General features: G+C 68.2%; 21 protein-coding genes. 11 read left to right on the top strand and 10 right to left on the bottom strand.

Annotated features, from left to right (window positions below):
- Positions 1–193: 193 nt before the first annotated feature.
- Complete coding sequence (locus tag D8M35_RS02745) at positions 194–2,629, bottom strand: excinuclease ABC subunit UvrA (protein WP_126890442.1); 2,436 nt, start codon at positions 2,627–2,629, stop codon at positions 194–196.
- 113 nt (positions 2,630–2,742) lie between these two features.
- Between D8M35_RS02745 and D8M35_RS02740 the strand changes: the two genes are divergently transcribed.
- The 8 genes from D8M35_RS02740 to D8M35_RS16505 all read left to right on the top strand — a co-directional run bounded on the left by D8M35_RS02740 (position 2,743) and on the right by D8M35_RS16505 (position 9,331).
- Positions 2,743–3,579, top strand: coding sequence for a hypothetical protein (locus D8M35_RS02740; protein WP_126890441.1), 837 nt, complete (start codon positions 2,743–2,745; stop codon positions 3,577–3,579).
- Positions 3,572–3,877 (top strand): hypothetical protein, encoded by a 306-nt coding sequence (locus D8M35_RS02735; protein ID WP_126890440.1) that lies wholly within the window; start codon positions 3,572–3,574, stop codon positions 3,875–3,877. The genes D8M35_RS02740 and D8M35_RS02735 overlap by 8 nt, the downstream gene beginning before the upstream one ends.
- Positions 3,878–3,905: 28 nt before the next feature.
- On the top strand, positions 3,906–4,802 hold the full coding sequence (locus D8M35_RS02730) for a hypothetical protein (RefSeq protein WP_126890439.1): 897 nt from the start codon (positions 3,906–3,908) through the stop codon (positions 4,800–4,802).
- A complete protein-coding gene (locus tag D8M35_RS02725) occupies positions 4,799–5,200 on the top strand; it encodes a hypothetical protein (RefSeq protein ID WP_126890438.1) in 402 nt (133 codons plus the stop codon). Before D8M35_RS02730 ends, D8M35_RS02725 begins: the two co-directional genes overlap by 4 nt.
- Positions 5,201–5,295: 95 nt before the next feature.
- Entirely contained in the window at positions 5,296–6,228 is a 933-nt protein-coding gene (locus D8M35_RS02720) for an NADP-dependent oxidoreductase (protein ID WP_126890437.1), read from the top strand.
- Between the two features lie 174 nt (positions 6,229–6,402).
- Entirely contained in the window at positions 6,403–6,777 is a 375-nt protein-coding gene (locus D8M35_RS02715; RefSeq protein WP_161972575.1) for a lactococcin 972 family bacteriocin, read from the top strand.
- 29 nt (positions 6,778–6,806) lie between these two features.
- Entirely contained in the window at positions 6,807–8,693 is a 1,887-nt protein-coding gene (locus tag D8M35_RS16510; RefSeq protein WP_161972574.1) for a hypothetical protein, read from the top strand.
- Complete coding sequence (locus tag D8M35_RS16505) at positions 8,687–9,331, top strand: ABC transporter ATP-binding protein (RefSeq protein WP_161972573.1); 645 nt, start codon at positions 8,687–8,689, stop codon at positions 9,329–9,331. Before D8M35_RS16510 ends, D8M35_RS16505 begins: the two co-directional genes overlap by 7 nt.
- 28 nt (positions 9,332–9,359) lie before the next feature.
- Here the strand turns inward: D8M35_RS16505 and vsr are convergent, their stop codons facing one another.
- Positions 9,360–9,770, bottom strand: coding sequence for a DNA mismatch endonuclease Vsr (gene vsr, locus D8M35_RS16975; protein ID WP_238638066.1), 411 nt, complete (start codon positions 9,768–9,770; stop codon positions 9,360–9,362).
- A gap of 268 nt (positions 9,771–10,038) precedes the next feature.
- On the opposite strand from vsr, the gene D8M35_RS02700 reads away from it, so the two are divergent.
- Positions 10,039–10,254, top strand: coding sequence for a DUF1653 domain-containing protein (locus D8M35_RS02700; protein WP_238638065.1), 216 nt, complete (start codon positions 10,039–10,041; stop codon positions 10,252–10,254).
- 3 nt (positions 10,255–10,257) lie between these two features.
- On the opposite strand, the gene D8M35_RS02695 is transcribed toward D8M35_RS02700, so the two are convergent.
- On the bottom strand, positions 10,258–10,563 hold the full coding sequence (locus D8M35_RS02695) for an LPXTG cell wall anchor domain-containing protein (RefSeq protein ID WP_126890434.1): 306 nt from the start codon (positions 10,561–10,563) through the stop codon (positions 10,258–10,260).
- 138 nt (positions 10,564–10,701) lie between these two features.
- On the opposite strand from D8M35_RS02695, the gene D8M35_RS02690 reads away from it, so the two are divergent.
- Complete coding sequence (locus D8M35_RS02690; protein ID WP_126890433.1) at positions 10,702–11,217, top strand: hypothetical protein; 516 nt, start codon at positions 10,702–10,704, stop codon at positions 11,215–11,217.
- Between the two features lie 100 nt (positions 11,218–11,317).
- Here the strand turns inward: D8M35_RS02690 and D8M35_RS02685 are convergent, their stop codons facing one another.
- The 4 genes from D8M35_RS02685 to D8M35_RS02670 form a co-directional block, all read right to left on the bottom strand.
- Positions 11,318–11,518: an SDR family oxidoreductase gene (locus D8M35_RS02685; RefSeq protein ID WP_238638064.1), complete on the bottom strand. Its 201-nt coding sequence runs from the start codon at positions 11,516–11,518 to the stop codon at positions 11,318–11,320.
- Between the two features lie 148 nt (positions 11,519–11,666).
- Positions 11,667–12,878 carry a DUF3883 domain-containing protein gene (locus D8M35_RS02680; protein WP_126890432.1) on the bottom strand — a complete coding sequence of 404 codons (1,212 nt, stop codon included), beginning with the start codon at positions 12,876–12,878 and terminating at the stop codon, positions 11,667–11,669.
- Entirely contained in the window at positions 12,868–14,334 is a 1,467-nt protein-coding gene (locus tag D8M35_RS02675; RefSeq protein ID WP_161972572.1) for an N-6 DNA methylase, read from the bottom strand. Before D8M35_RS02675 ends, D8M35_RS02680 begins: the two co-directional genes overlap by 11 nt.
- A gap of 515 nt (positions 14,335–14,849) precedes the next feature.
- Complete coding sequence (locus D8M35_RS02670; protein WP_161972571.1) at positions 14,850–16,685, bottom strand: DUF262 domain-containing protein; 1,836 nt, start codon at positions 16,683–16,685, stop codon at positions 14,850–14,852.
- 1,171 nt (positions 16,686–17,856) lie between these two features.
- On the opposite strand from D8M35_RS02670, the gene D8M35_RS02665 reads away from it, so the two are divergent.
- The gene (locus D8M35_RS02665) at positions 17,857–21,342 is read left to right on the top strand and encodes a TM0106 family RecB-like putative nuclease (protein ID WP_126890429.1); all 3,486 of its coding nucleotides are present in this window, start codon (positions 17,857–17,859) and stop codon (positions 21,340–21,342) included.
- A 19-nt stretch (positions 21,343–21,361) separates the two neighbouring features.
- Here D8M35_RS02665 and D8M35_RS02660 read toward each other — a convergent pair whose 3' ends face one another.
- The 3 genes from D8M35_RS02660 to D8M35_RS02650 all read right to left on the bottom strand — a co-directional run bounded on the left by D8M35_RS02660 (position 21,362) and on the right by D8M35_RS02650 (position 23,821).
- Positions 21,362–22,150, bottom strand: a complete 789-nt coding sequence (locus tag D8M35_RS02660) for a hypothetical protein (RefSeq protein WP_126890428.1) — start codon at positions 22,148–22,150, stop codon at positions 21,362–21,364.
- Between the two features lie 266 nt (positions 22,151–22,416).
- Positions 22,417–22,848, bottom strand: a complete 432-nt coding sequence (locus tag D8M35_RS02655) for an SseB family protein (RefSeq protein ID WP_126890427.1) — start codon at positions 22,846–22,848, stop codon at positions 22,417–22,419.
- Between the two features lie 181 nt (positions 22,849–23,029).
- On the bottom strand, positions 23,030–23,821 hold the full coding sequence (locus D8M35_RS02650) for an SDR family oxidoreductase (protein ID WP_126890426.1): 792 nt from the start codon (positions 23,819–23,821) through the stop codon (positions 23,030–23,032).
- Positions 23,822–23,879 lie beyond the last annotated feature (58 nt).

Below are 23,879 nucleotides of genomic sequence, written 5' to 3'. Positions count from 1 at the left end.
GTCTGCGAAATTGGGTAACTCGTGATCATCGGCGTCGTGACGATCGTGGTGTTCTGACTTCAGGTGCGGAGCACCAGGATCGTCAGCCGTCGGGTGGTGAACCGCCTGCGGCGGCTCGTGGCCAGAGTCGCGACCGGGCACGGAGCTCACGGAAGGGAGGCGCGGGGCGGCCTGGTGACGCGCCTCCCGTCCGTCAGCTCCCCAGTGCCGCCCGCAGGTACGGAGCGGTCCGGCTCGCGGCGGCTGCCGCGACCTCGCTCGGGGTGCCCGACGCGACCACCTGGCCGCCCTCGTCGCCGCCGGCAGGGCCCATGTCGATGACGTGGTCCGCCTGCGCCACGACCGACATCACGTGCTCGACCACGACGACGGTGTTCCCTGCGTCGGTCAGCCGCTGGAGCTGGGCGGTGAGGAGCTCGACGTCCGCCGGGTGCAGGCCCGTGGTCGGCTCGTCGAGCAGGTACAGCGTGTGACCGGTCCGGGCGCGCTGGAGTTCGGTGGCGAGTTTGATGCGCTGGGCCTCGCCGCCGGAGAGCTCGGGCGCGGGCTGACCGAGCCGGAGGTAGCCGAGGCCGACGCTCCGCAGGGCCTCAAGCGCGCGAGCGGCGGCGGGCAGGCCGGCGAGGACGTCCGACGCGTCGTCGACGGTCATGCCGAGGACGTCCGCGATGGTCGACCCGTTCCGACGGACCTCGAGCGTCTCGGCGTTGTACCGGGCGCCGTGGCACTCCGGGCACGGCGCCCAGCTGCCCGGCAGGAACAGGAGCTCGACCGAGACCGAGCCCTCGCCCTGGCAGACCTCGCAGCGACCGCCCTCGACGTTGAACGAGAACCTGCCGGCGGTCCAGCCGCGCTCCCGAGCGTCCTCCGTCGCCGCGAAGGCCTGGCGCACCGCGTCGAACATGCCCGTGTAGGTCGCGAGGTTCGAGCGGGGCGTCCGGCCGATCGGCTTCTGGTCGACCTCGACCACGCGGGACACGAGCGGGTGCTGCGTAGCGACCGTCGGCAGGACGCCGCCGACGAGCGACGACTTGCCGGAGCCCGAGACGCCCGTGACGGCGGTCATCACTCCGAGGGGTAGGTCGACGTCGAGCCCGTTGCCCGTGTCGCCACGAAGGTTGTGCAGGGTGAGGTCACGGAGCTCGAGCGTTGCCACGGGTTCCCGCTGCTCGTGCTCGACGGGCGAGGTCCGGGGCTGCAGGTAGCGCCGTGTCACGCTCTCGGGGACGTCGGCGAGCCCCTCGGGCGGCCCGCTGTAGAGCACGCGTCCACCTCCCGAACCGGCACCCGGGCCGACGTCGACGATCCAGTCCGCTCGCCGGACGATGTCCATGTCGTGCTCGACCACGAAGACGCTGTTGCCGCTCGCGCGGAGGTCGTCGAGCACCTGCACGAGGGACTCAGCATCGGCAGGGTGCAGCCCAGCGCTCGGCTCATCGAGCACGTAGACGACGCCGAACAGCCCCGACCGGAGCTGCGTCGCGATGCGCAGGCGCTGCGTCTCACCGGGGGAGAGCGTCGGCGTCGCACGGTCGAGCCCGAGGTACCCGAGGCCGAGTCCGACGAGCACCTCGACCCGGCCGAGCAGGTCCGCCGCGATCGACTTCGCGACCTCGGACCGTTCCCCGGACGTCACCCGGCTCTGCGCGGGCGACGGGTCGGTCAGTGTCGCAGCCGGTCGGAGGACCTCGGCGACCTCGGACAGCGGCAGCGCGTTGAACTCCGCGATGGAGTGGCCGCCGAACGTCACCGCGAGGGCTGCCCGGGTCAGCCCGGAGCCGTGGCAGAGCTGACACGGGCCGGACTCGACGAAGCGCAGGGCCTTGTTCCGCTGCGTCTCGCTCTGCGAGTCGGCGAGGGTGTGCAGCGTGTACTGCCGTGCGCTCCAGAACCGGCCCTTGTACGGCTTCGCCACCCGGTCGCGCTTGGGGTGGACCTCGACGACGGGCTGCTCCTCGGTGAAGAGCAGCCAGTCGCGGTCCGCCTGCGGCAGCTCCCGCCACGGACGCTCGATGTCGTAGCCGAGCACCGCCGTCACGTCGCGGAGGTTCTTGCCCTGCCAGGCACCGGGCCACGCGGTGATCGCGCCGTCGCGGATGGACAGCGACGGGTCGTGCACCGCCGAGGCCTCGGTGACCTCGTGCGCGGTGCCGAGTCCGTGGCAGCGCGGACAGGCACCGGCGACCGTGTTCGGCGAGAACGAGTCCGAGTACAGCTGCTCGGCGCCCTCGGGGTAGGTCCCGGCGCGCGAGTAGAGCATGCGCACCGAGTTGCTCAGTGTCGTCAGGGTGCCGACGGTCGAGCGGGTGCTCGGGGCTCCGCGGCGCTGCTGCAGTGCCACGGCCGGGGGCAGGCCCGTGATCGAGTCGACGTGCGGGGTCGAACCCTGCGCGATGAGCCGCCGGGCGTACGGGGCGACGGACTCGAGGAACCGACGCTGTGCCTCGGCGAAGACCGTGCCGAAGGCCAGGCTGGACTTGCCGGAGCCGGAAACACCGGTGAAGGCGACGATGCGGTCGCGGGGGATGTCGACGTCGACGTCCTGCAGGTTGTGCTCACGGGCGCCACGGACGCGGATGAACCCGTCGGACGACGACGGCTGGTCGGCAGGGTGGTGCGGGGCGGGCATTCGTTCGAGCGTAGGCGGAACCGTCGGCTGGTGTTCCGGACGGGAGGCGCGGGGCGGGCTGGTCACGCGCCTCCCGTCCGGTGGGTACGGTGGTCGTGGGGAACGGGGGATCGATGGTCGACGACGTCGCGTGGTCGCCGCCGAGGCGGCGGAACGGCATTTGGTGGATCGTGGCGAGCGGGCTGCTGCTGCCCGCCGGGTGGGTGATGTGGCTGCTGGTCGCGCTCGCCGGGTACAACGGCGCCGGGAACTCGACGCACACGCTCTCGAACCAGACGATCGGGAGCATCGTCGTCACGGTGGTGTGCGCCGGGGTGCCGCTGGCAGGGATCGTCGTGCTGCTGGTGCAGCGGCGGCGGAACCGGTCGGTGACGCTGGTCGGGCCGATCGGCTGCGCGGTGTTCGCGGTCCTCGCGGCCGTGTCGCTCGGGTACCCGACCGTCGGGATCGCGCAGAGCTGGGCGGCGGAGGAGGAACAGCGGGCGCAGCCTCCGACCGCGCTCGAGACGAGCCGGACGCAGGCGCAGGCCGAGCAGGACCTGACGGCCGTGGGAGAGCGCGCGGTGCGGGCGATGGGCGCAGACTTCGGCTCCGGGGAGGTCGGGCAGTACACCGCGGCGTGCCCCCTGTCGAACCTCGACCAGGGCACGCAGTACCGGTGGCGGTGGTCCGCCTCCTCGGTGCCGGAGGACGACCCGCGATCCGAGGCGGAGCGCGAGGCCGACGAACTGCCGGCGGCGGAGCTCGAGCAGCGGATCGCTCCCGTGCGTGACGTCTTCCGTGACGCCGGACTCCGGGACGCGGACCCGCTCGGCTGGGACGTCCGAGGATACGGGGACGGATGGCTGCACGAGGCGTACGCCGGGGTGACCGAGGTCTCGGGTGAGGTGGACCTCGAGACGACCTGTCTGGCGGGCGGTCCGGGCGACGGGTACGACGAGGATGAGTGAGCACGTGTCTGCCGGTGCGCCGGGACGTCGGGCACCCGCCGGCGTCTGGATCGCGCTCGTGGTGGCTGTCGGCTGCACCGCGTACGAGATGCTCGCGGGTGCGCTCGTCGAGTGGACCGGGCTCGGCTTCGTGCCGCTGCTGCTCGTGCCGCCGCTCTACCTGACGGCGATCCTGCTGCTGATCTGGGTCGGGCAGCAGGGGATCCGAGTGGCGCGGACGCTGGCGGTCGTCGTGGGGATCGTGCTCGCGGTGTCGTTGCCGGTCGCGGTGGTCGTGGCGATGCGGACGTGGAGCTGAAGGATCGGGCTGTGAACGAGGGGGAAGCGTGACGACGGACGAGGACGGGACCAGGGACAGCGGCGCTCCGAGCGGCGAAGGCCGCGCGAGCGCTGGCGGCTGGATCGCGGGCAGCATCGTCGCGCTGTTCGTCGGCTGGTGGTTGGCGCTGGCCTCCGTCCTGTCGACCGCCGGGCCGTGGTCGGGCCGCTGGTCCGACGGCGGCATGATCCTCGCCTACCTGATCGCCGCGGCGCTCGGCTTCGGCGTGCCGTTCTGGGGCTTCCTCAGCCTGCGCCGGGAGCGGCGTGACGGCCGATCGGCGCGCATCGTCGGTCCGACCGTGTGCCTGCTCCTGGCCGCCCTGGGCGGGGTCACGCTGTTGCCGCTGCCGTTCTTCCAGGGGGCGCGCATGGCCTCCGACGCCGCCGAGCGTGCGCAGCCGCCGACGGACGGGGAGACGGCGCGGACCGTGGCGGAGGCGCAGGAGGAGCTGCGGTCGCTCGGCGACCGGGTCGTCGCGGCGATGGGGCGGGACAGCTCGGCGCCGCCGGCCGAGGTCGAGACGGACAGCTGTCGCCTGGACAACCACAGCGCGGGCACGATGGTGCGCTACTCCTGGTTCGTCGCAGGTTGGGCGCCGTCGGCGGCGGCGCCCGCGCCCCCGGCGGACGGGTCGGCACCATCCGCGCCCGCGGCGTCCGGTTCGCCGGTGCCCTCGCCGTCCGCGACCGTGTCCGATGCCGAAGGCGCCCGGATGAGCGAGCCCGCGCTGCGCCTGCTGCAGGACGAGGGCTACGAGCTGTACCAACGGTTCGACGGTGGCGGTGGCCACCTGTTCGTAGCGGACGACTGGCACGGCAGGGCGACGGTCGGACAGCGCGCCGAGGACCTGCTGCTCGAGAGCGGGTGCTTGGTCGACCCGAACGCGGTCGACGAGGAGTGACCCGCAGCGGTCCCGGTGGCGAGCGTCAGCCGGGTGGCAAGCGCCAGCCGGATGGCGAGGATCAGCCGGGCGGCGAGGACCTGACGAGCACCGGGTGGATCGCGGGCAGCATCGTGTCCCTCTTCATCGGGTGGTCGTTGGCGCTGGCATCGGTCCTGTCCACCGTGGGACCCTCGTCGGCCCAGTGGTCCGGCGACGGCAGGCTGCTGCTGGGCGTGATCGCCGCGGTCATGGGTATCGGAGTGCCCGCCCTGGGCCTCCTCCGCATGCGGCGGCAGGAGCGGCTCGGCCGGCCGATCGGCGCTGCGGCACCGGCCGTGTGCGCGGTCGTCATGGTGTCGGCCGTCTGCACGCTCCTGCCGATGCTCTTCCTCCAGGTCGCCCAGGCCCTGTCGTAGCGACCGAGCGGGACGGCTCGGTGTCGGCCGCGCGGATGTTCGCTCCTGCAACGTCCGCTGAGTCCGCACGGTCCGGGGCGCGTAGACCGGAGGACATGAAGGTCGTCGGAGTCGAAACGTTCGGAGGGCCCGAAGCCCTCGCCGTCCACGAGGTCCCGGAGCCGCACGCCGGCCCCGGCACCGTCCGCATCCGGGTGCAGGCGTTCGCCGTGAACCCCACCGACACCGGGGTGCGCGAGGGGCAGCGGGACTCGTCCGAGGCCTCGCCGCCGTACGTGCCCGGGATGGACGCCGCCGGGGTGATCGACGAGGTCGGACCCGACGTCGAGGACTGGCAGGTCGGTGACCAGGTCATGGCGATGGCCCTGCCGCTGTCCGAGCACGGCGGCGCCTACGTCGAGTACCTCGTCGCACCGGTCGGTTCCTTCACACGGATCCCGGCGGGCCTGTCGATCGAGGAGGCGGCGACCGTCCCGATGAACGGGCTGACCGCGCTGCAGATCCTCGCGCGCGCCGATCTGGCGGAGGGCGACACGCTCGCCGTCACCGGGGCCGCCGGGCTGCTCGGCAACTACGTCGTGCAGCTCGCGGAGCAGCGCGGCATCACGGTCATCGCCGACGCAGCACCGAAGGACGAGGACCTCGTGCGCTCCCTCGGGCCGGACCACATGGTGCGCCGGGGCGACGGGTTCGCAGCGGCCGTCCGGGGCATCGTGCACGGCGGGGTCGACGCGCTCGCCGACGCCGCGGTGCAGCGGGACGAGGTCGTCGACGCGGTGCGGGACGGCGGGTTCTTCGCGGACGTGCGGGGCTGGGAGGGCAACGGCGCTCGCGGCATCCGGTTCGAGCGGATCATGGTGTTCTCGGAGTACACGTCGTTCGACCTGCTCGAGGAGCTGCGGCAGGCGGTGGAGGACGGGGTCCTCACGCCGCGGGTGGCCGAGGTGCTGCCCGCTGCGCGTGCGGCTGAGGCGCACGAGCGGCTGGCTGCTGGTGGGACGCGGGGGCGGTTCGTGCTCACCTGGTGAGTGCGGGTCGCGGTCGCGACACGATGACGGACGGGAGGCGCGGTGCCAGCTGGTACCGCGCCTCCCGTCCGTTTTCCTCGTACACGGTTGATATACCAAGCATGACGCGCGGTGTTCCGGTTGCTACGGTGGCGCTTCCGATGGGAGCCCGTCGGGAGTTGAGGAGGAGCAATCGTGAGGAAGAAGTTGGTCTCGATCGCAGCCGCCGCGGTCGTCGTGGCCGCCATCGGGCCGGTCGGAGCGACCGCGGCGGTGGCGTCGGACTCTCCGGCGTCGTCCGGACGGGTGGTCGAGGGAGGCGCGTCCGCTGACCGGGTCGGCGAGACCCGGAACGGGACGTCCTACCCGGAGGGCGGCACGTGGACCTACGGCGTGTGGAGCGGGGAGGTGCACTCGGTCTACCAGCACAACGGATCCACGCACCGTGCATCGGTGAAGTCGCACGGCGTCGTGACCCGATCGGCATGGCAGCCACCGACGAAGGTCGCGTACGCCCACCGGCCGAAGGCGGTTTCCGGGAACCAGGCGTTCTGGGCCCGCCGCGGATGAGGAACTTCGCGGCTGCCACCGTCCTGGCGGTGGCAGCCGTCCTCGCGCTGTCGGCAGTGCTCGCGGTGTCCGTCGTCGGCGAGGTCGAGGCACTCGGGCTCCTCGCCGGGCGGGCGACGCTCGAGCTCACTGAGCTGCCGGTCGGCGAGACGAAGGTCGAACACATCCGAGACATCACCGCTGCGGCTGAGCGCTCCGGGGTGCGAGTCTCGCTCCTGGTTCCGGACCGTGACGGACGGCCCGGGGTGTGGACCGCCTACACGTTCCGGGGGACGGCAGCGCAGCCCGGGATCGGTGCGGCGATCAGCACACGGCCGATCGGTGACGGTGGCACGCTCGACCTGCTCGGTCCGATGGCGGTCGAGGGCGACGGACGGTCGGTCCGACGGTTCACCGAGGAGCTGCGGCAGGCCGGGTACACGACGGTCGACACCACGCCCGCTCCGGTCGAGGCGCTCGTCGTGGTCCTGGCGCGGCCGACCATCGCGCTCGTCACGGTCGCCGTCCTGCTCGGACTGGGGATCGCGCTCGTCGCCGAGTCGAGACGCCGTGCCGGACGGCAGGACCTTCGCTTGCGAGCGGGCTGGTCCGGTGGGAGCGTGGCCTGCGCGGAAGCCCTGGACCTCGGTCGCCTGACGGGCCCAGTGGTGGTCGCAGCATGCGTGGGTCCGCCGGTGGCGCTCGCGGTGCACGGGGCCAGCGCTCCGGCGCTCCGGTTCACGACGGTCGTCGTCGTGGTGTGCGTCCTCGCGGCGTTGCTGGCCGCCCTCGTGCTGCACGTCGGCTGCGCCCTGCTGAGCGCTGCCGCGACCCACCGCGCTGCGGAGGCTCGATGGCCGATGGTCCTCGTCGCCGCCGCCGGCATGTCGCTCGTCGTCGTGGCCGTCGCCGACGTGCAGTGCCTGCAGGACCGTCAGCGGACCACCGCCGAGGCCGAACGGATCCTCGTCGCCGAAGCTGCGCACGGGGACGACGTCGTGCTCGGCACAGCGTCGACGACCCTCGAGCAGGACCAGGCGTTGGGGGCGATCGCGACCGGAGCACTCGCGCGAGGGGACGCCAGCATGGCGTACTCCTCCTTCACGGATCGGTTCACACTGGTCGGCGACGCCAGCGCGTCCCTGCGTGCACTCGTGCCGGGCGGCCTCCCTCCGCACGGGCAACCACTCCTGCTCGTGCCCGATGCCCTCGCCGGCGAGAGCGACGCGCTGCGCGATGCGGCAGCGGCGGACATCGCGACCGGTTGGCAGGTGGAAGGACGTCAGCCTCCGCGACCACTCGACATCCGGATCCGACGGGTGCGCTCGACCGCAGCCGTCTCCGAGTCCGCGATCCTCTGGACGAACGGGATCGAACCGCTGCTGCCGACGTGGCCGGACATTCCCGTGTTGGTCGTCCCCGACCCGAGCGACCTCGCACCGAATCAGGTCGGGACCGGCGTCGCGAACGGCGAGGTGCGCTTCGCCGACCGCGCGGCGCTCGAACGCCAGCTGCGGGCTGCCGGGCTCGCGGACATCGTCCTGCAGGTCGACCGCGTGGGGGCCCGCGTGGAACGGCAACTCGGAGAACTCCGGACCGAGCGCCACACGCTGCTGCTGGCCGTCGGTGCTGCGTTGTCGGCCCTCGTGCTCGCAGCGATCTCGCTCGTGGGCGAACACCGCATCCGCACCGCTCGACTCGGGCGCGTGCAGTACCTGGTCGGACGGCACCCGCTGGTCCGGCACCGGTGGTTCCTCGTCGGCGCGAGCGGCACAGCCCTGACCACCGCCGCGGTGACGAGTGCGTTGTCGGGAGCTCGTGGGGACGTGATCCTCACCGCAGGCGTCGCCAGCGGAGTGGGCGCCCTCGTGTTGCTCGGCGTGGTATCCGCCGTGATCCCGACCCGTGGAGCGGACGAGTGGAGGAAGACATGGTGATCGGAGCGCCGGTGCTCGAAGTCGACGGACTGGGGTTCGACATCGGGCCCCGGAGATTGTGGGACGAGCTGTCCCTGTCCGTCCGACCGGGGAACGCCGTCGCAGTCCTCGGGCCGTCGGGGCAGGGGAAGACGACGCTGCTCCGCTGTCTCGGCGGGCTGCAGACCCCGACGCGAGGGGCTGTCCGGTTGCGGGGCGAGGACGTGCACCGGAGTGTTCGTCGCGCGCGGCGGCTGATGCGGCGAGACCGCGTCGGGTTCGTCGTGCAGGACCACGCGGTCGTGCCGCAGTGGACGATCGAGCAGAACCTCGGCGTCGTGCGGCCGACCGGTGTCCCTCCGCGTGAGCGCGACGAGCGGGTCCAGGAGGCGGCGAACGCGGTGGGGCTCGGGGGTCGCCTCCGGATGCGGGCGGGGTTCCTCAGCGGTGGGGAGCAGCAGCGGGTCGCCGTCGCGCGGGTGCTCGTACAACGGCCGTTGCTGGTGCTCGCAGATGAGCCGACGGCCTCGCTCGACGAGATGAGCGCGGTGCTGGTGCGGGACGCACTCGAGCAGCTCCGGAGTGCGGGGAGCGCGATCGTGGTGGCGACCCACGATGCCACGCTGCAGGAGTGGGCAGGCGGTCAGATCACCCTCTGACGCCCGACGGTCGGGGCACAGCCTCCCGTCACTCTCGTCCCTGCCCTTGCGGTCGGCCGACGATGGCGGCCCAGCGGTCGAGCTCGTCCTCGCCGCGATCTGCGACTGCTGCGGGATCGTCGTGCTCCCACGAGCGGAGGACCCGCCAGCCCTCGGTCGTCAGGATCGCCTGGTTCCGGGCGTCGCGCTGCCGGTTCGCCAGCAGCTTCCGGCGCCACAGCTCGGCGTTCGCCTGCGGGAGCTGCACGTGCTCCTCGCAGCGGTGCCAGAAGCAGCCGTCGATGAACACCGCGATCCGAGCACGAGGGAACACGAGGTCGGGGCGGACGCGGCACCGGCGGCTGACCTGACGATCGACGAAGAACCGACGGCCACGGCGGTGAAGCTCTCGTCGGACGGCGAGCTCGGGTGCCGTGTCCCGTCGACCGAAACGCGCCATGTGTCGGCGGCGTGCGTCATCGGCTTCCCACTGTTCCACTGTTCCACCGTGCGACGGGTCGCACGCGTGCACCGTCGTCGCGCGAACGATGACGGATCGGTGGACAAGGCTCTGTGTCGGATATCCGGTGCAGGGGAGTGGACGCCTCGCTCGAGCCGCTGCGGTGTCGAGCGTCGCGAGGGAGCGACGGACGCGGTCGAGGTTGCGGTGCAGCACCACGAAGACGATCACGCCGTCGAACGATGGTCGCATGGGTACCATCGGCCGCGTGAGCAGCGACGTGACCCCTGGGCGGTACCGGCACTTCAAGGGTGGGGAGTACGAGGTGGTCCTCGTGGCGAAGGACGTCGAGACCGAGGAGCCGATCGTCGTGTACCAGGCGCTGTACGGGGAGCGCGGGCACTGGGTGCGGTCGCTCGCCGACTTCACGGCGCACGTGGCTCGGGACGGGTACGAGGGGCCGCGGTTCGTCCGACTGGCCTGACCGTCACCTCCGTCGATCCGCGGCGCCGGCGGGGTGCACGCGCTGGGTCCGGCGCCGCCGGACCACGAGCAGGTCGGCCGCGACGAACCCGAGCGTGACGACGATGAACCAGACCGTGGTCGCATCGCCCGTCGACGCCGTCGCGAGCGTGGGTCCGTCGCCGGGCGTGGCGGTGATGAGACCGGGGACGCTGGTGGGCGCACCGGTTATCGCGGCGAGGGCTGTCATCACGATCGCTGCAGCAGAGAGTGTCACGACACTGCCCACCATCGATCCGACGACGACGAAGGTGAGGCGCAAGGGCTGCACAGGGGTCTCCTGGTGGTCGGTCGTCAAGCCGTGGTCGTCGGCCGCGGCATCGGTCTCATTCGCACTGACTCGGGTTTGAAACATCAATACCTCGTGCGGCCCTTGGCGGCCGTGCACCCACCGGCAACAATGGGTGTGATGAGCCGGTACGTGGGAGAGGTGTTCGTCGTCCGTCGCGAGGGTGTTCTCGTCGCCGAGCCGACCGGTGTCGTCGCGCGACGAGATGCCGATGCCCCTCCGCAGACGTGGTTCGCGACCATCGACGACGAGACGGCAGCCCTGTCGCTGGTCGGCAACGGCAGCGTCGCCGCTGAGATCGAGCTCGTGCAGCCTGTTCCCGACAGCGGGTCGATCGGGCAGGTCGTGCGGTTCCTGCAGGCGGCCCCGATCTCCGTGCCGGCCGAGGCGGTCGTGGCCGATCGGCGAGACGACGCGATGGACCGTCTCGAGCTCGTGCCCGAGGAGTGGCAGCCCTACGAGGTGCGAGCCGGCGAGCTCGACGCGCACGGGTGGGAGGCGTTCGTCGGCAGGCTGTTCCCGGTGCCGGTCGAAGAGATCGACGCCGTGCTCGGGGCGGGCTGGGAGCAGCTCGTCCGGATCGCGCCGTGGCTCGTACCCCTCCAGACGGACGGCGGCGATCACCCGGAGACCTGAGCGGTGACGGACGGGAGGCGCGGTGCCAGCTGGCACCGCGCCTCCCGTCCGTCACGTGGTTCCGTCAACCGCTCGGCGGTCGCAGTGAGCGCAGGCGCGGTCAGCTCATGCGCGTCGACGCGATCCCGCCGTCGACGTCGATGGTGCCGCCGGTGACGAACGCGGCCTGGTCGGAGACCACCCAGAGGACGGCGCGGGCGATGTCGACCGGCTGCACCGGGACGCCTGCTGGGGTGCCCTGCGTCATCGCGGCGAGGACGTCGGCCGAGTCGGCGTTGCCCGGGGTCGTCGTAGCCAGCACCTCTTTCGGTCGCCGGTGACCGAAGCATCCGGCCGTTGTAGTCGAGCCTACTCACAGCATCGTGACAGGGCACGTTCCCGCTCAGTTGGATCGGCAACCTATTCCAGTAGGTAGGAGAAAAAATCCTATTCATCCAACGGTTGGGAATTCACATCGCCAAGCGGTAGCTCACAACCGATCGCGGTGCCGCACGGACCTGATTCCCGGTGAAGACAGAAATCGTCGACTGGGCTGGAGAGAGTGCGTTCGTTACTGTGACCAGCAGCCAATCTTCGTCTGTGAGCGCTCGCCACCATTCTTTCGGCGTCAAATTGAAGTCTATTCTTGTACCCTGTATCCCCTTGACTTCAACGTGAATTCGACGCCCGTTCTTCAGGTAAACAAAGTCGTATCCAACGCCATCTTTCTGGCAATCCCTCTCAAGTAGCCAACCATCTTCTGTCAAAGCGCGGTGAGCTAACTGCACCCCTCTTCGTTCAATCTCGCGAGAAAGGGCACGATTTTGAGGACGCCGGAACGTTGGTGCATCATGTGCTGGCTTGAGAGCACCCGTATTCTGTTCGGTATAGGCGACTTCGGTGAGCGCCGCAATTGGGCCGCCAACGTCCGAGCGAGGAGGGATGGCTACCGAATTGAGCCGAACGTCGTCTACCTTGTACGTATCGGTCAGTCGTTCTGCAATGGCCGCTTCTGCGCGACCGGAATTAGTTGACTCGAGCTCCGCAGTCGCGGTCCCAAAGCTCTCGAAGGATGCGACCGAGATTTCAAAAACACCAGATGGTAGCCCGAAAGGGGAATCAAAGACTAGCGGAGTCTCAAAGGGTCGGTAGGTCCACTGGATTTTCCACGGGTCGGTCCAACCAGGAGCCGTGACTAACAACGAGCCGACACCTGTAGCAACATACCCATCCGAGGTCTCTTCGAAGAAGAGTAGATTACTTCCGGGACCGGCTTCCGCTAGTGGGATTCTGTGCGGTCGCCCATTGAATGTGTGGGATTCCTCGCGCCCTGCAGCCACACTGCCGGGTACTGCAAAGCAGCGCTGCTCGCGGGCGAGATTTGCTCGAATCCGCGAGTATGCGCGAGTCGTGACTGTGCCCCCACCGGTCGGGCCTTGGGCTTCGCTCGTATCCCACCACGGATCGTACGTCTCGCCTAAGCCGGAAAGTACAAACTCGGCCTTACGATACGTATCCTCCTGATTAGTGCTGGACCCGAGGAGTGCTTCCGAGATTCGGTCCAGAAAGTCGCTCTTAACGGTGCCCCCTCGGGACATCTCCGCCTCCGGTATAGCGAGAATCCGAGCAATATCGCGCGCTATGTCTTTCTTGGTCGGGCGAGGTATTGTCTCAATGAACAAGATTGGATCCTTCCGTTTCAGCGAACATATCTGCCGCGTAAACGCTGCTGAAGTCCGGGTGATTTTCACCGAAAACCGCCCGGTCAACTTCCGCTATTAGTTCTCGCGAACGCTTCACGTTCTCGTTCAAACGGCCTGAGTTGAGTTTGACAACCACATCGGCAATGTCTGATTGCCGAAGTTTTTCTATCAAATGTGCAGGCGCTTCTTCCGGTGCAGTCAGTACTGGCACCGATAGAAGCGTACGCTTGGACAGGGAGATGCCGCCGTCTGTAGTTCGCCACCACCAGTAGGCCATGGAGCTGTTTAGGGCGAGATAGCCGCGATCTCTCGCCTCCTCGCTTGTAAAGAATAAAACATGTTTTGAAGATCTGTCGAGGTCGCGGGTGCTGGCAGAAATGTAGTACCGGGGAGTAGATGCAACTTCTAAACGCCAGGGAGAGGGATGGTGCTGTGTCAGTTCGCGAAGCTTAGGGGCCGATACGGCTACGTCCCAAAGATCTTCAAATCCTGGCATCACCTTCGCCCAAGTGCCGTCCGGAGAGACTTTCAAAGGCGTCAGCCAGCGCCAAGCATTCTTGAAAGTCTTCGAACGCGATCGACTTGCCCATCGAAGTATCGGAGTAATTAGCCATCGTTTATCTTTCGGGGACACAACGGTGATGGCTGCTCGAACGAAATTCGTTTTCGATGTATTCGAACTTCCGTACTTGAAGCCCCTGAAACAGGTGTCTGGAACGTTATCAAAGACATAAACTCGCCCACCATTCAGCTCCTTGAGAACTTGACGCACGGGCGCGTATTTCGTACCGCTTAAATATGACGAAGGGGTGATCGATATGAAACCGGCGGTGGTTGCGCTGATCTTCTCCATGAAAAGCGCGTACAGGTCTCGAGTAGCGGCTGTCCTATAGGAGTCGTAATCAGATGAGCGGGCGTAGGGAGGATTGAATATGGCAAAGTCGTAGGGCGGAAGAGGAGTATCGCGTAGAAAGTCGCTGACAATTGAGTGCTCCGCCAGCGCAGCAACCGCGTCCTCGTCACCGAGGTCAGCGAAGGTCAAGCACAGCAGGGCGACTGCCGTTCTCAGTGCAACGGGATCACGATCGACGAGAATGAGGCGGCCTCGAAGGAATTCTCCACGTGCGTCCTCGTCGGAGTTCGCGATCAGGTGCCACGCTAGGTTGCCAACGCCGCAGCACGGATCAATCCAAACGCCCGGCTCGTACGACGCAAGGTGAGATGCCATAAACTCGGCGACGTCATCCGGCGTAAAGTATTGTCCTTCGGCTTTCCTGCTATGGTGGTCGGAGAGGGCCAGGATCGCCTCATAAACAACGCCAAGCTCGCCGATAGACAAGTCCGCCAGCGGATTGTTCCCTGACGGCTCCACTCCCAGGTAGGCGCTTACCGACGCTGCCAAGTCTGGCCGGACATTCTGTGCGAGCGATGCCACGGCAGATAGCCAGTTGACCTGAGCAGTCGCTCGGTCGTCGGCTGCAACAGCAGTTATCGCGTCACTAGTCCGGTTTTTGGCGGCGTGCGTATAGTCACCAAAGAGATTCGTATTCGTTTCGCGTCCCGCCGTTGTGATGCTCAATCGGCTTCTTTCGTTTTGGTAGCTTGGGCTGGGGTAGGGCTGGGCTAGCCTACCAACGAGCCTCCGACATCTCGGGCTAGGCCCGCAGCGGCCGCGGCGCGGCGTGCCTAGCCCCGCGCCGGATAGCCCCAAGCCTGCGTTTGGTCCATCATGCGCTCCCACGACGGGCTCACTTGTCTGACGCAACGATCGTGTTCAGCACCGCTAGTGCGGGCGACCGGAGCCTTGTGCGGCTCCGGAGTTTTCGGAGCCCTTCTAATGGTGAGGAAGATTAGCCCTCGCGGGGCTCGCAAGAGTCATCGGGCCGTTCTGCTTCGATGAACGCATGTGGTTAGCGGGTCCTGCGTTCTCCTTGAACGAGCGAGCCATAGTCACCCCATGGGCGTATTCGACTCTTCGTCGGAATCTTCGCTGACGTCTGCTCCTAAAGAATCTCTACTTGAGTCGAAAAACCCAAGGGAGGCAATCTGCTGCTTCGAAAGTGGAGGGGCGAACGCCTTACCTGCGCGATAAATGAGTTCCTGTCCCCGCTGGTTGATGCGAGCAGCATCCCAACGGTCCACTGTGATTAGTCCAAGGTTCAGTCGGAGCGTGTCATCTTTATATATGTTCTGTTTTTGAGCGAGCGATTTGTTCCCCAACTGAGAGTTCGTTGCTGATAGTGTCAAGTTCCCGAGGACGTCCTTGTGTGTCTCGAGAAGATTCTGCACGCTGCCAACCCCCCAAGAAAGTAGATCAGATTCCCAGTCGGTTGACGGGCGCTGTGGAAGGATGTGCTCGACTGTATATGACGAGTCATTCAAAGACCCAGGGACATTGGCCTTATAGTCAAAGTACTCCGCGTTGATTCTCTCGAGTACGATGAACACCCACTTCGTTCTCGATGGGGTGTAGAGGGGTGTTCCGATTGCTCTCTCGGCGAGGAACGCGTCCGTGGGCCAAGCGTTATCTCCGTCTAGTTCAGACAGAAGCGCGCGAAGGAACTTGACCAGCTCAGGCCCTCGCAAGTCATCGCGTTCGCGCAACTTTTGAGCCAACCGAACAAAGATTGACCGATGGCGATTCGGCGCATACCCCGCTAAGAACCTCCGGGCGAGGTAACTGAGTATCAGCTCCCCGGCCGTGCCGAGCTCCGCGTCGTCGACGGTGCCCGCTTGATGTGCGCGTAGGAGGTATAGAAGTAGCCCCTCGGCTGGCTCCGTACCCCATCGCGCAAGAGTTTTCAGGGTCCCCCTCGTTGCGGTATCAACATCCACCCACTCTTCAGGAAAGAGAATGTGCCGGTATAGCGCCGCCGATTTCACAAAGCTCTTCCCGTACTCAAGAACGGCACTTTTGTTGTGCTCGCTCCCGCCCAGGTCATCTTGGAAGTATGCAAACAAGGCCGACTTTGAGCCCGCGAAACCCTGACTGACCGACCATGCCGCGAGATATGACTGAAGGCGACCCTGCGGGATGTCGGACTCGAGGTGTTTCCAGTGCAGATCGTAGAACTCGTCACCGTCCTCCCCGAGGAGAAGGAAGAAATAATTCCGTACTAAGTCTGATTGATCTAGCTGCCTGCCGCCCGAATTGAGCGTTTGGAACACGCGATGCGCGTTGTCACCCGGTTCTAGAACAACCCACACGGCCGTAAGTCGTTTAGCGATGATCCGGATTAGCGATTGAACGCGCGCGCTCGTCAGGCGCGAAAGGGCGGCTGAGAAGTACTCGTAGGCTTGCTCGACCAGAGTAGTGCCGGTCCGCTCGCCGCCGTTGACAAGCAGGCTCAAGGCCGTGCGATCAGGTTGCTGGAGAACGAGCCGTTCCTGGTGGTCGTCGGCCAGGTTTGTATTTCGAAGGTAGCGGGATGTGTAAAGAGTGATGACCTGATCGCGTCGATCCCCGTCTTGTTCTTGCCTTGCAATCTGGTCTCGGATTGCGCATATGAGTATAGTGAGGGTCGTGATGCGCTGCTGGCCGTCGACGATCAGATATCGGTGGGACTCAAATGGGAGCCCTGTGCCCTCCTGCGCATGGAGAACGACGCTTCCAACGAAGTGGCTTATCGGCGCATCACCCGAACTTGCCTCTTCAACACGCATTAAGTCAGACCAAAGTGCGGCCCACTGATCACGTTGCCATGCGTAGCGTCTTTGCCATAGGGGTACGGTGAGTTGGTTGTCGCTCTTGAAGAGCTCTTCGACGTTTATCTCGGCGGCGTGCATGGCTCTACTTCCTTCTGCTCCTGCGTGGAGCATAGTAGGCCGTGCGCCGAGTTGGCGGCTTGGCGAGGGTTGATCGCGACGAGACCCGTGCAACAGGCGCACGGACGTGCGATACGCACGGGGCGAGGGCCTCGGAAGAACGCAAGGAGACTTCCGTGTTTCTGAGCCTCGACGGGGCGTTGCTGTCGACGGGTGTCCGCCGAGCGACGAGGTCCCGCCAACGGTGTTCAACCGCTGCTCTCGCGACCTGGAGAGCCGCCCGCTGGTCGGCGGGGGTTTCGCGCTGTCGATGCGTGTCTCGCTGTTTGATCCGGCGCGCTTGTCGGCTCGATTGAATATCCTTTCCCGTTCTCCCGCGTTGCGCCGCTGTTGCCTGCGAAGTCTCTGCTTCGCGCTAGGGTTGGTTGGCGGCACTGCGGAACCGGCATTGCGACACCGCGGAACCGGCATCTCGACGCCGTGTTCCGTGGCGGTCCAGCCGACGTTCCGCAACATCGTCGGCGCTCCCCATGAAACTCCCTGGGCGTATCCTATGTAGGTGGTCGCCGTAGTCGAAACAGCGCTGTTCGTGATCGAGCCCGTGGCGGCTGGCGCGCCGCTGTGTCCTGCTGCAGCGCGGTGGTGACACACGGGAAGCCCGCTGGACTGCCGACGGTCGGGTCGGGGCTCATCTGCCTGCCTTCGCCGCATTGGATCTGACTGTGTGTCCGTCGGCGTCGATCGCCGACCGGTACGGGCGGGGACGGCCTTTGTGATTGTATGAGGAGCGGCGCTCATCTTGTGCGGCCTTCCCTCGCCCCCGTGGAATGTTCGTCGATATCGTCAATGCGTAAGGCGCCCCGGTTATTCGTGATACTGGGTGACTAATCGGAGCGGCGTTATTGTTTGGTGCTGTTCATAGTCAGCGTTCGACGTCCTTGTTGAAGACTTCGCTGCCGACGAACCTCAAATTGCTCGGCCCCGTTGCAATCACGGGTCCTGGCACGGCGCGGAATCTGCCACAGTGGGATCGACTTGGCAAGCCTTTGTCTCGGCGGCCGCGGTCGACTGCCGCATCGCTGTTCCCCCGGTGCGTGGCTGCGCGGAAGAACATCGGGACTACCTCATCTCGCAGGAGGCTCATCGGTGGTCGCCCATAGGCTCACAGGGCACCGACGAGACGGGGGAGCCCATGCAGATCACCACCGACCGCCAAGTCCTCCTCAGCCCGAGCGACCTCAGCATGTGGGCCTCCTGCGAGTGGGCGTTCCTCCGCCGCCTCGACGCCAAGCTCGGCCGCGGCGGCCCTCTGCCTGACGAGCACGACGACATGCTCGAGCGCACCGCTCGCCTGGGGGACCAGCACGAGCTCGACTACCTCGAGATCCTCAAGCAGACCCGCCAGGTGGTCGAGTTCGAGCGACCGGCCCCAGTCGACTACGCCAGAGCAGCGGCCGAAGCGCGAGACGGCTTCGCCACCGGTGCCGACGTCCTCTACCAACCGACCTTCCACGAGCCGCCCACCCCCGACCGCCCGGGCTTCATCGGCTTCGCGGACTTCATCCTCCGCAACGACCAGGGCGCCTACGAGGTCTACGACACCAAGCTCGCCCGCCACGCCAAGATCAGCGCCCTGCTCCAGCTCGCCGCCTACGCCGAGCAGATGCAGGCGCACGGGATCCCCACCGGCGAGCAGGTCCACCTCGTCCTCGGCGACCGCACGACCACCACGCACGACCTCGCCGACATCGCCCCGGTGTACCGCACGCAGCGCGCCGAGCTCGAACGGGTCATCGGCGAGCGGATGCAGGAGCACGAGGAACTGCAGTGGGGCGACCCCCGCTACTCCAGCTGCGGCCGCTGCGCGATCTGCCAGACCCAGGTGCAGCAGCACCGCGACCTGGTCCTCGTCGCCGGCATGCGCCTCGACCAGCGCACGAAGCTGATCCGGCAGGGGGTGCGGACGATCGACGACCTGGCGGGCCGCACCGCGGCCGTGCCCGGCATGTCGCGGTCGACGCAAGATCGGCTGGTGCGTCAGGCGCGCCTCCAGACCGAGACCGAAGCCGAGCAGCAAGCAGGCCGAGCCGACAAGACCACGCCGCGCTTCGAACTCCACGACCCCCGTGCCCTCGACGCGATCCCGGAGCCCGACTCGGGCGACGTCTTCTTCGACTTCGAGGGCGACCCCCTGCACACCGAGGACGGTGTGCACTGGGGCATCGACTACCTGTTCGGCCTGGTCGACGACCGCGCCGAGTTCACCGCCTTCTGGGCGCACACCATCCGCGACGAGCGCCAGGCGCTGGTCGACTTCCTCGCCTTCATCAAGGAGCGGCGCGCCCAGCACCCCGGCATGCACGTCTACCACTACGCCGCGTACGAGCGGACGCACCTGCTGTCCCTCGCCGCTCGCCACGGCGTGGGGGAGGACGATGTCGACGATCTGCTCCGCGCGGGCGTCCTCGTCGACCTGTACCCGATCGTCCGCAAGGCCCTGGTGGTCGGCAGCCACAGCTACTCGATCAAGAAGCTCGAGCCGCTGTACATGGGCGAGGACCTCCGCCTCAGTGACGTCACGAACGCCGCCGACAGCATCACCGCCTACGTCGAGGCAATCGAGGAGCTCCGCAACGGCGACGCCGCCACCGGCCAGCGCATGCTCGACCAGGTCGCCGACTACAACGCCTACGACTGCCGCTCGACCCTGCGGCTCCGCGACTGGCTGCTGTCGCTCCGGCCCCCGCGCACGGAGCCGGCGACCGAGGACACGGAACTCCTGCCGCCGATCCCCGTCGAGCGCGAGCCGAACCCCGTGTACACGGCCCTCGCCGCGCAGATCGCGGACGTCGACCCCCTCGATCGCGACGCCGACCAGACCGCCCTGGCGCTCGCTGCCGCCGCGATCGACTACCACCGCCGCGAGGCCAAGACCTTCTGGCAGGACCACTTCGACCGCCTCCGCAACCCCGTCGACGACTGGGCCGACACCCGCGACGTCCTCGTCGTCGAGCGCGCGTCCGTCGAACGGGACTGGGGCACGCTGCCGCGTGCCCGCTCGCAGTCCCGTGAGATCCGCCTGTCCGGGACGCTCGCGCCCGGTTCGCGGATCCGGCCGGGAGGCGCGCCTCACCTCGTCTACGACGACCCGCTCCCGCCGTCGGTCACCGCTCCGGCGCCGGGTTCGAAGGGTGCGTCGGCCCGCGCGGTCGTGCTGGAAGCGGCCGACAACGGCGACGCGTTCGAGGTCCTGGTGAAGGAGAGCCTGCCGGTCGGCGGCGGGGAGCCGCACCACGACTTCCCGGTCGCGCTCGCACCGGCCGCCCCGCCGCGGGCGAAGCCGCAGCCCGAGGCGATCGCCGAGTGGGGCCAGGAGGTCCTCGACGCCCTGCCGTCGATGCTGCCCGGCCCCGCGCTCGACCTGCTTCGCCGGGTGCCGCCGCGCGGTGCACTCGCTCCGGTCGCCGGCGACGACACCGTCTCGGCGGTCGTCACGACGCTGCTCGGGCTCGACCGGTCGTACCTGGCGATCCAGGGCCCTCCCGGCACGGGCAAGACCTACGTCGGGTCGAACGTCGTCGCCCGGCTCGTCCGCGAGCACGGCTGGCGCGTCGGGGTCGTCGGGCAGTCGCATGCGACCTCGGAGAACTTCCTGTCGTCGGTGGTCCGCGCCGGTGTGCCCGCCGACCGCGTCGTGAAGGTGCCGAAGTCCGGCGCGACCGAGGACGAGCTCGAGGTCGCCGCGTGGACCCCGGTGAAGAACAACGCAGCCGTCTCGGCGTTCCTGTCGTCGTGCGCCGAGACGGGCACCGGGGGAGTCGTCGGCGGCACCGCGTGGACGTTCGCGAACGAGGGCACGATCCCGCGGCGCTCCCTCGACCTGCTCGTGGTCGACGAGGCCGGGCAGTTCTCGCTCGCCCCGACCATCGCGTCGTCGATCGCCGCGCAGCGCCTGCTGTTGCTCGGTGACCCGCAGCAGCTCCCGCAGGTGTCGCAGGGGTCGCACCCCGAGCCGGTCGACCAGTCGGCGCTCGGCTGGCTGGCGGATGGCGAGCACGTGCTCCCGCCCGAGTTCGGGTACTTCCTGGCGCACACCCGGCGCATGGAGCCCGCGCTGACCGCGTCGGTCTCGGGGCTGTCGTACGACGGGCAGTTGACGTCAATCGTCAGCGAGCGGCACCTGGACGACCTCGACCCGGGCGTCCACCCGGTGCCGGTCGTGCACAGCGGCAACACGACGTCGTCGGAAGAGGAGGCCGCGAGGGTCGTCGAGCTCGCCCGGAACCTGATCGGCCGCCGCTGGGTCGACGGCGAGGTCTCCCGGTCGTTGACAGACGAGGACGTCATCGTCGTCGCGCCGTACAACGCGCAGGGGGCTCTGATCCGCGAGGCCCTCGACCGCGCTGGACTCCGCGGCACGCAGGTCGGCACGGTCGACATGTTCCAGGGGCGCGAGGCCGTGGTGTCGATCACGTCGCTCGCGGCCTCGAGCGCGGCGGACATCCCGCGCGGACTCGACTTCCTGCTCATGCCGAATCGGCTCAACGTGGCGTTGTCCCGGGCGCAGTGGGCGGCGTACCTCGTCTACTCACCGGCGCTGACCACGGGGCTGCCCCCGTCGATCAGCGGACTGTCGCTGCTCTCGCGGTTCATCGAGCTCGTCGAGCCGCGCCGCTGACGCCGCAGGGCGACCGAGGTCAGCCGGCCTGGATCGTGCCGACCGCCGAGCTGTAGGTCACGACGGAGCCGTGCTGCGAACCTACGAGGGTGACCGACCATGCTGAGCGGTCTGCGGCGACCGAGTAGAGCACTCGGGTGCCCTCGGGCAACGAGGCGAGCCCGGTCCCATCCGTGAGCGCGAGCCTGCTCGGCTGTTCAGCGACGACGAGCTCCGACGGGTAGACGCCGCTCGGGAAGTACTGACGCATGGCGAACGACAGCGTGCCAGCGCTCTGCATCAGGGCGTTGTGTTCGCCGTCGACGGTCAGGGCTCCCGACGGCTGCTCGCTGGATGCCTCGGGAACGGCCGCTGGATCAGCTGCGGGAGGAGGCGCGGCCGTGCCGGTGTCGGACTCGGCGACAGAGGGTCCGAGATTCTTCGTCGACGTCAGCGCCGGGAGCGAGAGCGCGGGCAGCTCGACCCCCACACTGACCAGCCCGAACGCCAGCAGGGCGTAGAGCATCAGCGCAGAGCCGACCGCGCCGAGGACGATCCCGACCCGGCCGAACGCCCTCGAGACGACCGAGCCCCATCGGGCGCGACGGACTGCTTGGACACCGCACGCGATCGCTGTCACGCCGATCGTGCTGACGATGAAGCCCGACGGCACGCCCTGGTGCTGCGGCTCGACGAGCGCGAGTACGACGCTCCCCAGGCCGAGCAGCATCGACAGGGTCGCGAAGGTCCACGGGCGGGTGCGGGGCGTCGTGCAGTCCGTTGCGGAGGCTGCGGTGAGGAGCGGAGACGGCGCGTACAGTCGCGGCATCCCTCGCCGGGTCCGCGTCGGTGGGGTCGACGGCTCGCTCGGCGACCAGTCTCGCGGTCCGGGTCCACCCAACGGCACGTGCGCCCCCTCGGTTCGGCAACCATCCCATGGTGCCGATCGAGACGATTCTGAAGAATCCCCAGAACTGGGTCCGTCCAGTGGTCAGGAGTGGGCAGCCACGCCACTACGATCGCGATTCAGCCGCGGATCGCAGTGAGCAGGTCCGCCTTGCCCGTCCCGGGCGCGCAGGCCCGGCCGGTAGTGGCCTAGCTCTGGGTGGAGTCGGTGGCGTCGTCGCCGGGGATCTCGCCGCGCATCTGCGCCCGGATCCCGGCGAGCACGTCGGCGTGCAGGAAGTTCGCGTCCTCGGCACTGGTCGGGTCGACGACGATGCCGAACTCCTCGGGGACGGCGGTGACGAGCTCGGCCATGCGGACCGGGCGGGCCTCGGTGCCGGGCACACCCTCGCTGAGCTGCGCGGGGTCGGTGAACACCGGGACGAACGGCAGGTCGCGGATCATCACGTGCGCGATGCTCCCGCCCCCGGGGTCGTCCGCCGGCTTCCACGGGACCCAGGCGGCGCTGCCGAGGAACCCCTGCGCCGACGATGCCATGCGGCGCCGCAGGGCTCCGGCGGGCGACTCGGTCTTGCCGGCACCGGGGCCGAACGCCGACCCGCTCGTGTCGTTGCTGCTCATGGTGTTCCCTCCGCCGTGGTGTGCCCGGCCATGCTCCCACGTCGTCGGAGCGGAACCGAACGCGGCGCCGCCGCTGCCGGTTCCCCACCGGACGCGAGCGGCGTTGCGGGGGTGGGGTGTGCCTCCCGACCGACGACGGCGCCCGACCCACGACGTGGGCCAGGCGCCGGACGGAGCACGCTCAGTACTTGGCCGACTGCCCGCCGTCGATCGGGATCACCGCGGCGTTGACGTACGAGGCGTCGTCCGACAGCAGGAAGGCGACGACGGCAGCGATCTCGGGGGCCTCGCCGTAGCGCTTGGTCGGGTTGACCTGGATGAACTCCTCGGCGGCCTTCCGCGGGTTCTCCGGGTCGATCTGCTTCATCGAGTTCTCGACCATCGGCGTCCAGATCGCGCCGGGTGCGATCGCGTTGATGCTGATGCCGTACTGGCCGTACTCGACGGCGGAGTTGCGGGTCAGGCCGACGACACCGTGCTTGGCGGCCGCGTAGCCCGACTGGTTGCCGACGCCTCGGATGCCGCCGACGCTCGCGGTGTTCACGACCTTGCCGGAGCCCTGCTCGCGCATCACCTTCAGGACCTTCTCGAGGCCGAGGAACACGCCGCGCAGGTTGATCGAGACGACCTTGTCGAACTCGGCGGCGGTGAAGGACTCGGTGAGGTTCTGCTTGCCCTCGATGCCGGCGTTGTTGAAGAAGCCGTCGATGCGGCCGAACCGCTCGGTGGTCGCGGTGACGTAGGCGTCGACCTGTGCCTCGTCGGAGACGTCGGCGACGGTGGTCCGGACCTGGGCGTCGGGGGTCGCCTCGAGGACGGCGGCCTTCGTGGACTCGAGGCCGTCGGAGGAGACGTCGACGAGCGAGAGCAGCGCGCCCTCGGCGGCCAGACGGACGGCGGTCGCGCGGCCGAGGCCGGAGCCGCCGCCGGTGATGAGGACGACGCGGTCGGTGAAGCGGGTGGTGGATGTCATGGGTGGCCTCCTGCGGTCTTCGACGGTGAAGGGCTCGGGTCCAGCGGTGGGGCGACGA

This window comes from Curtobacterium sp. HSID17257, assembly GCF_003989515.1.
GTDB lineage: Bacteria > Actinomycetota > Actinomycetes > Actinomycetales > Microbacteriaceae > Curtobacterium.
This window is presented reverse-complemented; position numbering and strand designations above follow the sequence as displayed.

Bases quoted from the DNA above. Each gene is read 5' to 3' on its own strand.
- D8M35_RS02670 (WP_161972571.1), bottom strand. From the start codon at position 16,685: ATGCACGCCGCCGAGATAAACGTCGAAGAGCTCTTCAAGAGCGACAAC.
- D8M35_RS02660 (WP_126890428.1), bottom strand. From the start codon at position 22,150: ATGCCGCGACTGTACGCGCCGTCTCCGCTCCTCACCGCAGCCTCCGCA.
- D8M35_RS02745 (WP_126890442.1), bottom strand. From the start codon at position 2,629: ATGCCCGCCCCGCACCACCCTGCCGACCAGCCGTCGTCGTCCGACGGG.
- D8M35_RS02735 (WP_126890440.1), top strand. From the start codon at position 3,572: ATGAGTGAGCACGTGTCTGCCGGTGCGCCGGGACGTCGGGCACCCGCC.
- D8M35_RS16505 (WP_161972573.1), top strand. From the start codon at position 8,687: ATGGTGATCGGAGCGCCGGTGCTCGAAGTCGACGGACTGGGGTTCGAC.
- vsr (WP_238638066.1), bottom strand. From the start codon at position 9,770: ATGGCGCGTTTCGGTCGACGGGACACGGCACCCGAGCTCGCCGTCCGA.
- D8M35_RS02665 (WP_126890429.1), top strand. From the start codon at position 17,857: ATGCAGATCACCACCGACCGCCAAGTCCTCCTCAGCCCGAGCGACCTC.
- D8M35_RS02740 (WP_126890441.1), top strand. From the start codon at position 2,743: ATGGTCGACGACGTCGCGTGGTCGCCGCCGAGGCGGCGGAACGGCATT.
- D8M35_RS02655 (WP_126890427.1), bottom strand. From the start codon at position 22,848: ATGAGCAGCAACGACACGAGCGGGTCGGCGTTCGGCCCCGGTGCCGGC.
- D8M35_RS02690 (WP_126890433.1), top strand. From the start codon at position 10,702: ATGAGCCGGTACGTGGGAGAGGTGTTCGTCGTCCGTCGCGAGGGTGTT.
- D8M35_RS02650 (WP_126890426.1), bottom strand. From the start codon at position 23,821: ATGACATCCACCACCCGCTTCACCGACCGCGTCGTCCTCATCACCGGC.
- D8M35_RS02720 (WP_126890437.1), top strand. From the start codon at position 5,296: ATGAAGGTCGTCGGAGTCGAAACGTTCGGAGGGCCCGAAGCCCTCGCC.